The sequence below is a fragment of the Prevotella sp. RM4 genome (genome assembly GCF_000701965.1).
In the GTDB taxonomy this organism is placed as follows: Bacteria; Bacteroidota; Bacteroidia; order Bacteroidales; family Bacteroidaceae; genus Prevotella; species Prevotella ruminicola.
The window spans coordinates 61,010-75,502 of the sequence record NZ_JNKG01000009.1 but is presented as its reverse complement, the minus strand read 5'-3'; the positions used below and the strand labels follow the sequence as shown (position 1 = coordinate 75,502).

Sequence of the window (14,493 nt, the reverse complement as noted above, 5' to 3'; positions counted from 1 at the left end):
GAATATGATATTAAAGTACGATGTAATTGTTATCGGAGGCGGTCACGCGGGATGCGAGGCCGCTTGTGCTTCGGCCAACATGGGTGCGAAGACCTGTCTGGTAACGATGGATATGAACAAGATTGCACAAATGTCGTGCAATCCAGCTATAGGCGGCATTGCTAAAGGTCAGATAGTCAGAGAGATAGACGCTTTAGGAGGTCAGATGGGATTGGTTACTGACGCCACTTCTATCCAGTTCCGCATGCTGAACGTTGGTAAGGGTCCAGCCGTTTGGAGCCCTCGCGCTCAATGCGATCGCGGCAAGTTTATCTGGGAATGGCGCCGTACAATCGATGAAACCGATAATCTGGATGTGTGGCAGGATCAGGCCGACGAATTGCTTACAGAGCCCATTTCAGGCTCTGAGAGCGGCGATATCCGTGCCGTTGGAGTACGTACCATCTGGGGCACAGAAATCTACGCCAAGAGCATTGTAATCACCGCAGGAACGTTTCTGAATGGTTTGATGCATATCGGCAGAAAGATGGTACCCGGCGGACGTATAGCCGAACCTGCTGTACCCCATTTCACCGAGAGTATCACCCGTCACGGCGTAACAGCAGCCCGCATGAAAACCGGTACGCCTGTACGTATAGATAAACGTTCGGTTCATTTCGAGGACCTGGAAGTACAGCCTGGCGAAACACGCCCCTATCAGTTCAGCTATATGAATAAAGGTGGCGCATTAAAGCAGTTACCATGCTGGACAGTAAATACCAACGCCGAAGTTCACGAGATTCTGAAGAGCGGATTGGCGGATTCACCGCTATATAACGGTCAGATTCAATCGATAGGACCGCGTTATTGTCCCTCGATCGAAACGAAGCTGGTTACTTTCCCCGACCGCGATAAGCATCCATTATTCCTGGAGCCAGAGGGCGAGGATACCAACGAGATGTATCTAAATGGTTTTTCGTCGTCACTTCCGATGGATGTTCAGATAGAGGCACTGAAAAAGATGCCAGCCTTCAGAGACGTAAAGGTATATCGCCCAGGTTACGCCATCGAATACGATTTCTTCGATCCTACCCAACTGAATCATTCGTTGGAATCGAAGATAATAGATGGATTATTCATGGCCGGACAGGTTAACGGAACAACCGGTTACGAAGAAGCTGGCGGACAAGGAACCTTGGCGGGTATCAACGCAGCACTTAAAGCAGGTTGCGCTGGTAGCGATACTGCCAACAAGCAGTTTGTATTGCATCGCGACGAGGCTTATATTGGCGTATTAATCGATGATTTGGTAACAAAAGGCGTCGACGAGCCTTACCGCATGTTTACCTCAAGAGCCGAATATCGTATTCTGCTGCGCCAGGACGATGCCGATGCGCGACTCACAGAAAAGGCTTATGAATTAGGTATCGTAAAAAAAGACCGCTACGATTGGTGGCTTCAGAAAAAGCAAGCTATCGAAGAAATCGAAGCTTTCTGTCAGAACTTCGCCATCAAACCTCGTCTGATCAACTCAGCCCTCGAGGCTCTTGGCACTACCCCACTACAGTTTGGCTGCAAACTGTCAGATTTGGTTAACCGTCCGCAGTTGAACCTCAAGAATCTCTCAGAAGTGATTCCATCGCTCAAAGAAGCACTTGATCGCCCATCCAATCGAAAAGAAGAGATAGCCGAAGCTGCAGAGATTCGTATGAAATATAAAGGTTATATCGAACGCGAACGATTGGTGGCCGACAAGATGCACCGTTTGGAGAATATACGAATAAAAGGTCGCTTTAACTACGAAGAACTGCAAGGTCTTTCTACCGAATGCCGACAGAAGCTGCAGAAAATTCAGCCCGAGACATTAGCACAGGCCAGTCGCATCCCAGGTGTATCGCCCAGCGACATTAATGTACTGTTGGTACTGATGGGTAGATAATGTTCCACGTGAAACAAAGGAATAGAACAAACAAGCATAACTCACTGATTATGAACAACAAAACATTGATTGACAATCTGCGTTGCATACCAGATTTCCCAAAGAAGGGCATCAACTTCAGAGATGTTACTACACTCTACAAGAATGCCGAGTGCATGAAGATTATGATGGATGAATTGGTGGAGCTTTACAAAGATAAAGGCATCACCAAGATTGTTGGTATCGAAAGTCGCGGTTTCATCCTTGGTGCTGCCCTCGCAGCCAGATTAGGTTGCGGTTTCGTGATGGCAAGAAAACCAGGAAAGCTGCCCGCTACAGTTATCAAAGAATCATTCTCTAAGGAATATGGTGTAGATACCATCGAGATGCACATCGATTCTATCGAGCCCGACGATGTGGTTCTGATTCACGATGATCTGTTAGCAACAGGCGGAACCGCCAAGGCTGCTTACAAACTTGTACAGCACTTCCACCCCAAGAAGGTATTCATCAATTTTATAATTGAAATTACAGACGAGGGATTACATGGTAGAGACGAGTTTAAAGGCATTGACCTGACAACGTTACTCACTATCTAATAATTGTTCCACGTGAAACACAGTCCCGCGAAACACCTTTAAACACTAAGGATTCGCGGGACTGCTAAATTAAAAAGGTACACAAAACAAAACGCGCAAACAAAGATGACGAAGGAAGAAAACGAAAAGCGATTAGAATATCTGAAGGGTATCGTACGTAGGTTGCCAGACAAACCTGGCAGCTATCAGTTTTACGACGAGGAGCGCACCATCATCTACGTAGGAAAGGCGAAAAGTTTAAAAAACAGAGTATCGAGTTACTTTCATACCGAAGTAGACAGATTCAAAACAAAAGTACTCGTCAGCAAGATATTCGATATCAGCTACACCGTAGTAAATACCGAAGAGGATGCCCTACTCTTAGAAAATTCGCTCATAAAGAAATACAATCCTCGCTATAACGTATTACTGAAGGACGGTAAAACCTACCCTTCTATCGTCATCACCAACGAATTCTTCCCACGCATCTTTAAAACACGTACCATCAACAAACATTGGGGATCTTATTACGGACCTTACGCCAAAGTAAGCGCTATGTACGATGTGCTGAATCTGATAAAAGAGCTGTATCAGCCACGTACATGCCGCCAGCCCATCACAAAAGAGGGCGTTGAAAGCGGAAGATATCGCGTTTGTTTAGACTATCACATCAAGAAATGTAAAGGCCCCTGCGTAGGCAAACAGACCTACGAGGATTATCAAAAGAACATCGCTCAAGCACGTGAGATCCTGAAAGGAAATACTCGAGAGGTATTGAGGGATTTAAAAGACGAGATGCTCCGACTCTCAGAAGAACTGAGATTCGAGGAGGCCGAAGAAGTAAAACGTAAGTATCTGGCACTCGACGGCTTTGTTAGCAAGAGTCAGGTAGTTAGTCAAACCATCGATAAAGTGGACGTATTTACGATTACATCCGACGAAAAGATGGCATTCATCAACTATATTCACGTATCAAACGGCAGCATCAACCAGAGTTTTACAATCGAATATAAAAAGAAACTGAACGAGACCGACGAAGAACTACTGCAGTTAGGTATCGTAGAAATCAGAGAACGATTTAAGAGCGATTCTAAAGAAATCATCGTGCAAAAAGAAGTAGATGTAGAGCTAGAAGGCGTGAAGTTTACCATACCCAAATTGGGCGATAAAAAGATGCTGTTAGACCTCTCTATGATGAACTGTAAGGAGTATAAATTCGACCGCTTAAAGCAGGCCGAAAAACTGAATCCCGAACAAAAACAAACACGACTGATGAAAGAACTGCAGGACAAGTTGCATCTGCCCTCACTACCCTACCAGATTGAATGCTTCGACAACTCAAACATTTCGGGTACCGATGCCGTTGCTGCTTGCATTGTTTTCAAGAAAATGAAGCCTTCGAAAAGCGATTATAAGCGCTATAACATCAAGACAGTAGTTGGTCCAGATGATTATGCATCAATGAAAGAGGTAGTGCATCGTCGATATTCGCGATTGATTGAAGAAGAGCAGCCCCTACCCGACCTGATTATAGCCGATGGTGGTAAAGGACAAATGGAGGTAATCCGCGAGGTAATTCAGGACGAACTGAACCTGGATATACCTATCGCCGGACTAGCTAAAGACGATCGTCACCGCACCAACGAACTGCTGTACGGATTCCCTCCAATGAAGATTGCCCTAAAGGTAGAATCTGAACTCTTTCATGTACTCACGCAGATACAGGATGAGGTTCACCGCTTTGCTATCACTTTCCATCGAGACAAGCGTTCTAAGCGCGCTTTACACTCAGAGTTGGATGATATCAAAGGAATCGGACCAAAAACGCGTGACGAGCTTCTAAATGCCCTTAAATCGGTTAAAAAGATACGCGAGGCCGAACTACCTACCCTATCCGAGATAATCGGCCCAGCCAAGGCACAAATTATCTACCAGCATTTTCACAAAGAGGAAATATAGCGTTCGGCAAGGGCAAACAATACATTAGCAATACCCAAACAGCACGTTTATAAAACTGAACTTTGTGACTGTGATTTTGTGACATTAAGCATCATACAAAATGCAGAAATTAGAGAATGGGGAAATAAAAGTATTATGATAAATAGTAATATATAATATATTATAATTATATATAATTATAAAACTATAGTTTTACCCATTCTTTGCTAATGGCACCCCCTTAATGTCACAAAGTCAAAAGTCACAAAGTAGAAATTGAACAAAATAAAATTTGGATAATTCAGCTATTTATCGTATCTTTGCGGCAAAATAAAGAAAAGTAATGAGAGCAGTTATACAACGCGTTACCCACGCCAGCGTTACCATCGAGGGCAAAGTAAATGGACAGATAGACCAGGGCTACCTGATTCTGTTGGGCATTTGCGATGAAGACTCAATGGAAGATGTGGATTGGCTGGTAAAAAAGATAGCCAATCTGCGCGTGTTTGGCGATGAGAACGATGTAATGAACCGTTCGATACTCGATATTGACGGCAACTGTCTGGTAGTCAGCCAGTTCACACTGTACGCAAGCTACAAAAAGGGCAATCGCCCTTCATGGTTCCGTGCAGGCTCTCACGAACACTCCATCCCACTCTACCAGGCCTTCTGCACACAGCTGTCAGAGGCCATCGGCAAGCAGGTTGCCACAGGCGAATTCGGCGCCGATATGAAAGTAGAACTGCTTAACGACGGTCCTGTAACCATCTGCATGGACACAAAAAACAAGGAATAATAGATGAAGAGATATCTGAAAGAACTAGAACTGGCGAGTGCCCTACTCCTGATTATCGGCGTAGTACTTTCGATGGTAAAAAACTACGCCATCGGAGCCTGGCCATGCGGCGTGGGATTGCTGATGTTCCTAGCAGTATTTCTCTATAAAGCCTTCCACTGGAAGGAATACGAGCGCGAAAACAAGCAGTATATCGTAATTCTGCTCATCTGCATCTTCTTACTAATCATTCAAATGGTAATGGCAAAATGACGATAAAAGAAGCACAAGAGGCGGTTGACCGCTGGATAAAAGAATATGGCGTACGCTACTTTTCGGAACTGACAAATATGGCTGTTTTGACTGAAGAAGTAGGCGAACTGGCCCGTGTGATGGCCCGCAAGTACGGCGATCAGAGCTTTAAAGAAGGCGAGAAAGATAATCTGGGCGAAGAGATGGCCGATATCCTTTGGGTACTGCTCTGTCTGGCCAATCAGACAGGCGTAGATCTGACTGAAGAGTTGCAGAAATCCATCGAGAAAAAGACCCAGCGCGATTCGCTTCGCCACATACACAACGAGAAATTAAAAGCATAACAGTTTTAACAATATAACAACAAGCAATTATGGCAGAACACAAGCACGAGCACGAGCATCATCACCACTTTGAGATGCCTCAGAAGAGCCGCATGGAAGAGGCTCTGAGTAAGTACAACCTCGACATTACCGACGAGGAAGTGAAAGAAGCAGTGAAGACAATCATTGCCGAGAAAGTAGCCGAGAACGATACCCTTGAGGTAAAGAAATTCCTGATGGGTAGCGTGGAACTCACCACTCTGAAAACTACCGATAGCGACGAGAGCGTACTGGCCTTTACCGAGCGCGTAAACCAGTTCGAAGAGCAGTACCCTAACCTACCCCACGTAGCCACCATCTGCGTGTATCCACGCTTTGCAAAAGTGGTTTCTGAGACACTTGAGATCGAAGGTGTTGAGGTAGCTTGCGTATCTGGCTCGTTCCCCTCATCACAGGCTCTTATCGAGGTTAAAACCATCGAGACCGGTCTGGCTGTTAAGGATGGCGCTACCGAAATTGATATGGTACTGAGCGTAGGTGCATTCCTTTCAGGCGATTACGAGACCTGTATCGACGAGATACAGCAGATAAAAGAGGCGTGTGGCGATGCCAAACTGAAGGTTATCCTGGAGACTGGTTGCCTGAAGACTGCACAGAACATCAAGACCGCATCAATACTGGCTATGTACGCCGGCGCCGACTATATCAAAACCTCAACAGGCAAGCTGGAACCCGCTGCAACACCAGAGGCTGCCTACGTGATGTGCCAGGCTATTAAGGAGTACTACGACCAGACAGGCATTATGATTGGTTTTAAGCCCGCTGGAGGCCTTAACAGCGTGATGGACGCATTGATATACTACACCATCGTAAAAGAGGTCCTGGGCGAGAAATGGCTTACCAACCAGATGTTCCGCATGGGTACATCACGCCTGGCCAACCTGCTGTTGAGCGAGGTGATTGGCGAAGAGGTAAAATTCTTCTAATTAGTGATAGACTCAGTCCTTCTTACGGAGGACTGCAGTCCTTTAACCAAAGTACTCCAGTCCTTTAATACTAGGACTGGAGTACTTTCGTATAAGAACTGAGGGCATACCACCCTATTTATTTCGCTGAATAACGTAATCGAGATAAGCCTTAAACGAATCCTGAAGCTCAGGTTTCACACATTCATCGATAAAAGTACGAGCCTCGCGGGCAAACTCTTCCATCTTTTTTTCGGCATATTTAATACCACCATACTGCTTAGCAAACTCGATAAGAACAGCAATTTCATCCTTATTAATAGTACCTGCCTTTACCTTCTTAGCCAGCGTTAACATAGCAGAAGAAGAATAGTGTGTAAGCGAATAGATAATAGGTAAAGTAAGCTTACCCTCCAACATATCATTACCAGTTGGCTTACCAATTTCGGCAGAATCGTAATAATCAAAAATATCGTCGCGAATCTGGAATATCATACCCACATTATGTCCGAATTTTGCAGCTTTTTCGATCATCTCTTCGGATGCACCAACAGAGATGGCGCCAAGGATACAACACGACTCGAACAATACAGCCGTTTTCTGGTCAATTACCTGATAATAAACATCTTCCGAGATTTCCTGATTCGAAATATTCGACAACTGAAGCACCTCGCCTGCGGCTAACTTACGGCCGAGCTCGGCCAGATGTTGTACGATTCTATGATTATCAGAAAGCGCCACACGCAACAGAGCGGTAGAAAGGATATAATCGCCCACTAGCACAGCCACCTTATTATTATAAGCTGCGTTTACTGAAGGCTGACCGCGACGCTCAGAACTCTCATCCACCACATCGTCGTGAACCAAACTGGCTGTATGCAGCAACTCTAATCCAAGGGCAGCGTTCTGTGTAACATCCGATATCTCACCAAGGTTTCTGGCCGTAAGGAAAACCAGCATGGGGCGCATACGCTTCCCTCCCCTTTCGCGGATATGCTTCAGTATCTGCTCAAGCATACCCTCACCATGAGTCAAACTCTGTTTAAACAACTCAACAAAGTTGTTCATATCACCATCGATTGGCTTTCTAATAGTCGATAAATAATCCATCATTATCAGAATTTTGGCACAAAAATAACAAATAATTCCGTTATTAAAAAATAATTTGGTAATTTTGAGGCGAAAATTAAGAAAGTTATGCAGAAATTGTTCCTTTTAGACGCTTACGCGCTCATTTATCGCAGCTATTATGCGTTTATCAAAAACCCGCGAATCAACTCGAAGGGCCTGAATACGAGTGCTATCATGGGATTCCTGAACACGCTGAACGAGGTGCTCACCAAAGAGAAACCAACCCATATCGGCGTAGCATTCGACCCCCATGGTCCTACGTTCCGCAGCGAGGCTTTCCCTGCCTATAAAGCCCAGCGCGAAGAAACACCCGAAGATATCCGAAAGGCAGTTCCTATCATTAAAGATCTGCTTAAAGCATACCGCATACCCATCCTGCAAGTAGATGGCTTCGAAGCCGATGATGTAATTGGTACTTTGGCCGAAAAAGCCGGTTCCATCGGTGTTGAAACCTATATGCTGACACCTGATAAGGACTACGGACAGCTGGTACGCGACAATGTATTCATTTACCGTCCGCGTCATGGAGGCGGTTATGAAACAATGGGACCAAAGGAGGTTTGCGAGAAATATAACATCCCCTCGCCTATGGCAGTAATTGACTTATTGGCGTTGATGGGCGACTCGGCCGATAACTTCCCGGGCTGTCCTGGTGTTGGCGAGAAAACTGCCGCTAAACTCATCGACGAGTTCGGAAGCATCGAACAGTTGTTGGCACGTTCGTCAGAAATAAAAGGTAAGCTCCGCGAAAAAGTTGAGCAGCATGTTGAGGACATCAAGATGAGTTACTTCCTAGCAACCATCAAAACCGATGTGCCCATCGAGCTCGATATGGAAAATTTGAAACTCGTGGAGCCAAACGAGGACGAATTGAGTAAATTGCTCACAGAACTGGAGATGAAGAGCTTCGCAGACAGAGTTCTTAAAAAAAGCCAAAAACCGCAAAAAGTCGTAAATCAGCAACTCGATCTCTTTGCAGAATTTGCGACCGACGGGCAAGCTGTGAACGAAAACACGAGTTTTGAGACGCTAAAAACTACGCCTCACAACTACAAACTCGTTGAAAATCAGGAGGATTTGAAGAAACTTTGTGATTATTTCTTGACAAACAAAATTCTCAGTCTAGACACGGAGACCACTTCAACCAGCGCTATCGACGCAGAATTGGTAGGTTTAAGCTTCGCCGTAAAGGAATTCGAGGCATTTTACGTGCCCATTCCAGCCAATCGTGAAGAAGCGTTGCAAATTGTTAATATCTTTAAACCCGCATACGAGAACCCCGAAATTTTAAAAATTGGTCAAAATTTGAAGTACGACCTCGAAGTGCTCAGAAATTACGACATCGAACTGAAAGGAAAAATGTGGGACACGATGATAGCCCACTATCTCATCCAGCCCGAACTGCATCATAACATGGACTACATGGCTGAGATCTATCTGAACTATCAAACCATCCACATCGAAGAACTCATCGGCCCAAAAGGTAAGAACCAGAAATCGATGCGCTCTCTCCTACCCTCACAGGTTTACGAGTATGCCGCCGAGGATGCTGATATCACACTCCGACTGAAGAACAAACTGGAACCAGAGTTGAAGAAGGCCAAGTGCGAAGACCTATTCTATAATATAGAGATGCCACTAATGCCTGTACTGGCAGAAATGGAGTTGAATGGTGTTTGTTTGGATACTGATTCGCTGGCCGAAACGTCAAAACAATTCACCAACCGCATGAACGAAATCGAAGCTCGTATCTACGAGCTGGCAGGCGAACAGTTTAACATCGCATCGCCAAAGCAAGTTGGTGAGATACTCTTCGACAAACTTAAGATAGTAGAGAAGGCCAAGAAAACTAAAACAGGACAGTATGTTACCTCGGAAGAAGTTTTGCAGCAGCTGCGAAATAAGCATGAGATAGTTGCAGACATATTGGAACACAGAGGGTTAAAGAAGCTGATAGGCACCTATATCGATGCCCTACCTAAGCTTATTAACCCCAAAACCGGTCATATCCACACCTCGTTTAATCAAACGATTACCGCTACCGGTCGCTTGTCATCGTCCGATCCCAACCTGCAGAATATCCCCATTCGTGGTGAGGATGGCAAGGAAATCCGAAAGGCATTCATTCCAGAACCAGGTTGTCTGTTCTTTTCAGCCGACTATAGTCAGATTGAGCTGCGCGTTATGGCTCATCTCTCGCAGGACGCAGAGATGATAAAAGTGTTTAGCGAGGGTAAGGATTTGCATGCCGCCACAGCTGCCAACATCTACAAAAAGCCTATCGAAGAGGTTACACGCGACGAGCGAACCAAATCGAAACGCGCCAACTTCGGTATCATCTACGGTATCACCGTATTTGGACTTGCTGAGCGTCTGGACATCCCTCGCGACGAAGCTAAGATGCTGATAGACGGCTACTTCGACACCTTCCCACAGGTACACGATTATATGGAAAAATCTAAAGAAGTGGCTCGCGAGAAGGGTTACGTTACTACCCTATTCGGTCGTCGCCGCTATCTGCCAGATATTAACAGCCACAATGCTACCGTTCGCGGCTTTGCTGAGCGAAATGCCATCAACGCCCCAATTCAGGGCACTGCTGCTGATATTATCAAGGTGGCTATGATTCGCATCTACAAGCGCTTTAAGGCCGAAGGAATACGCTCTAAAATGATTCTGCAGGTACACGACGAATTAAACTTCTCGGTGTACCCAGATGAGAAGGAAAAAGTAGAGGGCATCGTGCTCCAAGAGATGCAGAATGCCCTGAACTTAAGCGTACCCCTGGTGGCCGATTCCGGCTTTGGCAAGAACTGGCTTGAGGCGCACTAGTTAGTAATTAAACGATGATCCGCCAAGGAACTCGCGAAGCAGCGACGTTGGTGGAATCTGAGTCTCAGGAATGGGACGGATATAGCGAAGGAACTTCAGCAGGCGATAAGCCTCTGCATGTTCCTTCGAATTTTCTGGAACCTGCTCTAACAGCGGCTCAGCCTGACTCTTAATCACAGCCAGTTCGAACAGCATAGCGGTGTTAAACATCGCATCGGCATTCTCCTGGAAGGGGAAAATCCACTTGTTCTCCCCTGCCCTAACGCTTGGCCACCTGCGAATACTCTCCTGAGCACTCACACCACGATACTTGTAGTCGCGGATAATACGGCGCAGCAGGCGGTTATCGGTAGTTGGGATATAGTTGTGATTATCGAGCAGAATAGTAGTAAGGGCCGAAGCATAGACACGGAAAATCTGATCGTTGGGAATCTCCGAAGTCAACTCTGGATTCAAGGCATGGATACCTTCTACTACCAGCACTTCGTTACCTTTCAACTGCAGTTTCTTACCACTCCACTCGCTCTTTCCCTTCTGGAAGTTATAGCGAGGCAACTCTACCTCCTCGCCTCTGAACAATGCCGAAAGCTGCTCGTTAAGCAACGGCAGATTCAAGGCATGCAGGTGCTCAAAATCGTAATCGCCCTTATCATCTTTTGGCGTTTGCTCGCGGTCGAGGAAATAATCATCCAGCGATATACCAACGGGATGGATACCATTTACGGCCAACTGCACGCTAAGACGCTTACAGGTAGTAGTTTTACCCGATGACGAAGGACCAGCTATCAGCACCAGTTTAACGCCCTTACGCTGGGCAATCTCGTCGGCAATATTAGCAATCTTCTTTTCCTGCAGCGCCTCGCTAATCTGTATGAGCTCCGACGAATGGCCATTCATGATAGTCTCGTTCAGGTCGCCGATGGTTCGCAAACCTAAGATATCCTGCCACTGATGGTGCTCCTTAAAGATGCCGAACATCTTATCCTGATGCAACATCTCGCCCAACTCGTTAGGATGCTCGCGCGATGGCAAACGCAACAGCAAACCATCAAAATACTTCTCAAGTCCAAACAAGTAAAGCTGCTTGGTGTTCGTGAGCAGAGCACCGTAGTAATAATCTATGTAACCATCTATCTCATAATAAGTTGTGTACAGTCTGCCTGTAGACTTCAACAGTTTTACCTTCGAACGGTTATGCAGAATGTCGAACATCCTGATAGCCTCTTCGGTAGTGGTTTCGTAACGATGTATGGGTAAGGCGGCATCGATGATTTCCTGCATACGGCGACGGATGGCACCCACATCATCCAGCGAGATTGGACGACCAATTGACAGGTTTACAAAATAGCCATTTGATACAGGGATATCAATAGACACCTTACAGGGCGTAAACAAATCGTGCACAGCCTTGCAAAGCACAAAGAACAAACTGCGAGTATAAGCACGCGAACCACTCGACGAACAGATGTCGAGAAACTCAACCTGTTTCTGCTTGTACAAGCGGTAGTGCATACCCTCTACCTTATTATTTACGTGTGCCGAGATGGGACCGTGCTCGATCTCAACACCCGACAAAGCATATACATCTTCGATAGTAGATCCTACAGGAACCTCTACATCTTTATCGTTATTTACAATATGTATTTTTACTAACTTCTCCATAAGCCTTAAATTGAGTTTTTAATTATTTTGTCTGCAAAGATAACATTTTTCTGAAATCTTAACTTACATTTCAGAGTTTTTTTTTATCTTTGTCCCCGAATTACTAAATATAGATACGATTTTTATGTCAATCTGGATTATTTTCAAACTCCTGGGATCGCTTGCGCTATTGATGTTCGGTATGAAGTCGATGAGTGAAGCATTGCAGAAGATGGCGGGTCCACAATTACGCCATGTGTTAGGTGCGATGACAACCAATCGCTTTACCGGCATGCTTACAGGTATGCTTGTTACAGCTTCAGTACAGTCATCAACAGCCACCACTGTGATGACTGTTTCGTTTGTTAATGCGGGCTTGTTAACCTTGGCACAAGCAATTTCGGTTATCATGGGTGCCAACATCGGAACCACCCTTACCGCCTGGATTATGTCGGCCGGTATGTCGTTCGATATTACCAGCGCTGTTTATCCAGCATTCTTCCTGGGCATCATACTGATTTATCAGAAAAGATACCGCTATATCGGCGATTTCCTGTTCGGACTATCGTTCCTGCTGATGGGACTGGGTACTCTGAGAATGACAGGCACAGAAATGCATTTGGGCGAAAATCAGGCCCTACTCGACTTCTTTGCGTCGTTCGATCCAGATTCGTTCTTCACCACGCTGATATTCCTGTTCTTAGGCGGCGTACTTACCTTCTGCGTACAGTCGTCGGCAGCAGTTATGGCCATCACCATGATTCTCTGTTCTAGCGGCGCTCTACCTATCTATCAGGGTATTGCATTGGTTATGGGTGAAAATATCGGAACCACCATTACCTCAAACCTCGCTGCCCTATCGGCCAATACTCAGGCCCGTAGAGCTGCCCTCGCCCACATGTTCTTCAACGTGTTCGGTGTGGTTTGGATTCTGTTTGTGTTCCGTCCGTTCATCGACGCCGTTTGCGGCATGGTGGGCTACGATGTAAACATGACTAAAGATGCCGTTACAACAAGCGTATTCCTGGCCAACGCCGCCAAACTAAGCTTTGTGCTGGCAGCCTTCCATACCTGCTTTAACGTGGCTAACACCTTTATTCTTATTTGGTTTATCCCACAGATTGAGCGCTTTGTATGCTGGGTTATCAAGCCTAAGAAGGTTGACGAGGAAGAGGACTTCCGCTTGCACTTTATTACTGCCGGCTTCATGAAAACACCAGAGCTTTCGGTGCTCGAGGCACAGAAGGAAATCCAGTCGTTCTCGGATCGTATGCAGCGTATGTTCAATATGGTTCGCGAACTGCTCACCCTCTCGTCAAGCTCAAGCAGTAAGAAGGATAATCGCGACTCTGAGTTTAACAAGCTCTACACCCGCATTGAGAAATACGAAGGCATCAGCGATAATATGGAGATTGAGATTGCCAACTATCTTAACTCCGTGAGCGATGCTCACCTATCAGACGACTCAAAGGCCAAGATTCGTGCTATGTTACGCGAAATCAGCGAGTTAGAGAGTATTGGAGATGCCTGTTTCAACATGGCTCGTACCATTTCGAGAAAGTACAACGGCAAACAGGATCACTTTAACGAGAAGCAGTACGACCACATCCATCAGATGATGGAGCTCACCGATCAGTCGCTCTCACAGATGAACCGACTGATGATGGGCCGCAAGGAGTCGTTCGATGTAAACCGCACTTTCAATATCGAGCACGAAATCAATAACTTCCGCGACCAGCTCAAGTCGCAGAACATCAACGATGTTAACAACCGCGAGTACACTTACGCCGTTGGTACCATTTATATGGACCTGATTAACGAGTGTGAGAAGCTGGGCGACTATGTAGTTAACGTAGTTGAGGCAAGAATGGGTCTTAGATAAACAACAATCCGATAACGATTGGTTTTAAAGGCAGAAACTGTCAGTTCCTCAGGCGGGAACTGGCAGTTTCTTTATGAGAAAACCATCCTTTCCAACTGGTAAAACATAAAAATATACCATAAAAGTATGGCTTTTATAGAAAATATCATTACCTTTGCAACCAATTATCAAGGGGTGCCTACGAGTGTAGGCTGAGATGATACCCTCTAACCTGATCTGGATTATGCCAGCGTAGGGATGGATAGCAGACAACAAACACCCCCTTAACATTATTAATTA

The 14,493-nt window shown here is 45.7% G+C and carries 11 protein-coding genes and 1 riboswitch; of the genes, 9 read left to right on the top strand and 2 right to left on the bottom strand.

The annotated features are described in order from the left end of the window. Positions 1-4 precede the first annotated feature (4 nt). The 7 genes from mnmG (at position 5) to deoC (ending at position 6,749) form a co-directional block, all read left to right on the top strand. Complete coding sequence (gene mnmG, locus T499_RS0108365) at positions 5-1,918, top strand: tRNA uridine-5-carboxymethylaminomethyl(34) synthesis enzyme MnmG (protein WP_033150616.1); 1,914 nt, start codon at positions 5-7, stop codon at positions 1,916-1,918. 50 nt (positions 1,919-1,968) lie between these two features. Next, positions 1,969-2,496 carry an adenine phosphoribosyltransferase gene (locus tag T499_RS0108360; RefSeq protein WP_013063527.1) on the top strand — a complete coding sequence of 176 codons (528 nt, stop codon included), beginning with the start codon at positions 1,969-1,971 and terminating at the stop codon, positions 2,494-2,496. Positions 2,497-2,601: 105 nt separating this feature from the next. Next, positions 2,602-4,434, top strand: coding sequence for an excinuclease ABC subunit UvrC (gene uvrC / locus T499_RS0108355; protein ID WP_033150615.1), 1,833 nt, complete (start codon positions 2,602-2,604; stop codon positions 4,432-4,434). A 322-nt stretch (positions 4,435-4,756) separates the two neighbouring features. After that, positions 4,757-5,209 carry a D-aminoacyl-tRNA deacylase gene (gene dtd, locus T499_RS0108350; RefSeq protein ID WP_033150614.1) on the top strand — a complete coding sequence of 151 codons (453 nt, stop codon included), beginning with the start codon at positions 4,757-4,759 and terminating at the stop codon, positions 5,207-5,209. Between the two features lie 3 nt (positions 5,210-5,212). Continuing rightward, positions 5,213-5,461, top strand: coding sequence for a DUF4181 domain-containing protein (locus T499_RS0108345; RefSeq protein WP_033150613.1), 249 nt, complete (start codon positions 5,213-5,215; stop codon positions 5,459-5,461). Further along, positions 5,458-5,784: a nucleotide pyrophosphohydrolase gene (locus tag T499_RS0108340; protein ID WP_013063304.1), complete on the top strand. Its 327-nt coding sequence runs from the start codon at positions 5,458-5,460 to the stop codon at positions 5,782-5,784. The genes T499_RS0108345 and T499_RS0108340 overlap by 4 nt, the downstream gene beginning before the upstream one ends. A gap of 29 nt (positions 5,785-5,813) precedes the next feature. Beyond that, complete coding sequence (gene deoC / locus T499_RS0108335; protein WP_033150612.1) at positions 5,814-6,749, top strand: deoxyribose-phosphate aldolase; 936 nt, start codon at positions 5,814-5,816, stop codon at positions 6,747-6,749. Between the two features lie 114 nt (positions 6,750-6,863). On the opposite strand, the gene T499_RS0108330 is transcribed toward deoC, so the two are convergent. Further along, positions 6,864-7,838, bottom strand: a complete 975-nt coding sequence (locus tag T499_RS0108330) for a polyprenyl synthetase family protein (RefSeq protein ID WP_033150611.1) — start codon at positions 7,836-7,838, stop codon at positions 6,864-6,866. Positions 7,839-7,925: 87 nt separating this feature from the next. Here T499_RS0108330 and polA point away from each other — a divergent pair, with 87 nt between their 5' ends. After that, on the top strand, positions 7,926-10,691 hold the full coding sequence (polA, locus tag T499_RS0108325; RefSeq protein WP_033150610.1) for a DNA polymerase I: 2,766 nt from the start codon (positions 7,926-7,928) through the stop codon (positions 10,689-10,691). On the opposite strand, the gene T499_RS0108320 is transcribed toward polA, so the two are convergent. After that, positions 10,692-12,353, bottom strand: a complete 1,662-nt coding sequence (locus T499_RS0108320; RefSeq protein WP_033150609.1) for a nucleoside kinase — start codon at positions 12,351-12,353, stop codon at positions 10,692-10,694. A 124-nt stretch (positions 12,354-12,477) separates the two neighbouring features. Between T499_RS0108320 and T499_RS0108315 the strand changes: the two genes are divergently transcribed. Next, positions 12,478-14,214, top strand: coding sequence for a Na/Pi cotransporter family protein (locus T499_RS0108315; protein WP_013065023.1), 1,737 nt, complete (start codon positions 12,478-12,480; stop codon positions 14,212-14,214). A 160-nt stretch (positions 14,215-14,374) separates the two neighbouring features. Next, positions 14,375-14,470: riboswitch (TPP riboswitch) on the top strand. The last annotated feature ends 23 nt before the right edge of the window (positions 14,471-14,493 follow it).

Bases quoted from the DNA above. Each gene is read 5' to 3' on its own strand.
- mnmG (WP_033150616.1), top strand. From the start codon at position 5: ATGATATTAAAGTACGATGTAATTGTTATCGGAGGCGGTCACGCGGGA.
- T499_RS0108360 (WP_013063527.1), top strand. From the start codon at position 1,969: ATGAACAACAAAACATTGATTGACAATCTGCGTTGCATACCAGATTTC.
- uvrC (WP_033150615.1), top strand. From the start codon at position 2,602: ATGACGAAGGAAGAAAACGAAAAGCGATTAGAATATCTGAAGGGTATC.
- dtd (WP_033150614.1), top strand. From the start codon at position 4,757: ATGAGAGCAGTTATACAACGCGTTACCCACGCCAGCGTTACCATCGAG.
- T499_RS0108345 (WP_033150613.1), top strand. From the start codon at position 5,213: ATGAAGAGATATCTGAAAGAACTAGAACTGGCGAGTGCCCTACTCCTG.
- T499_RS0108340 (WP_013063304.1), top strand. From the start codon at position 5,458: ATGACGATAAAAGAAGCACAAGAGGCGGTTGACCGCTGGATAAAAGAA.
- deoC (WP_033150612.1), top strand. From the start codon at position 5,814: ATGGCAGAACACAAGCACGAGCACGAGCATCATCACCACTTTGAGATG.
- T499_RS0108330 (WP_033150611.1), bottom strand. From the start codon at position 7,838: ATGGATTATTTATCGACTATTAGAAAGCCAATCGATGGTGATATGAAC.
- polA (WP_033150610.1), top strand. From the start codon at position 7,926: ATGCAGAAATTGTTCCTTTTAGACGCTTACGCGCTCATTTATCGCAGC.
- T499_RS0108320 (WP_033150609.1), bottom strand. From the start codon at position 12,353: ATGGAGAAGTTAGTAAAAATACATATTGTAAATAACGATAAAGATGTA.
- T499_RS0108315 (WP_013065023.1), top strand. From the start codon at position 12,478: ATGTCAATCTGGATTATTTTCAAACTCCTGGGATCGCTTGCGCTATTG.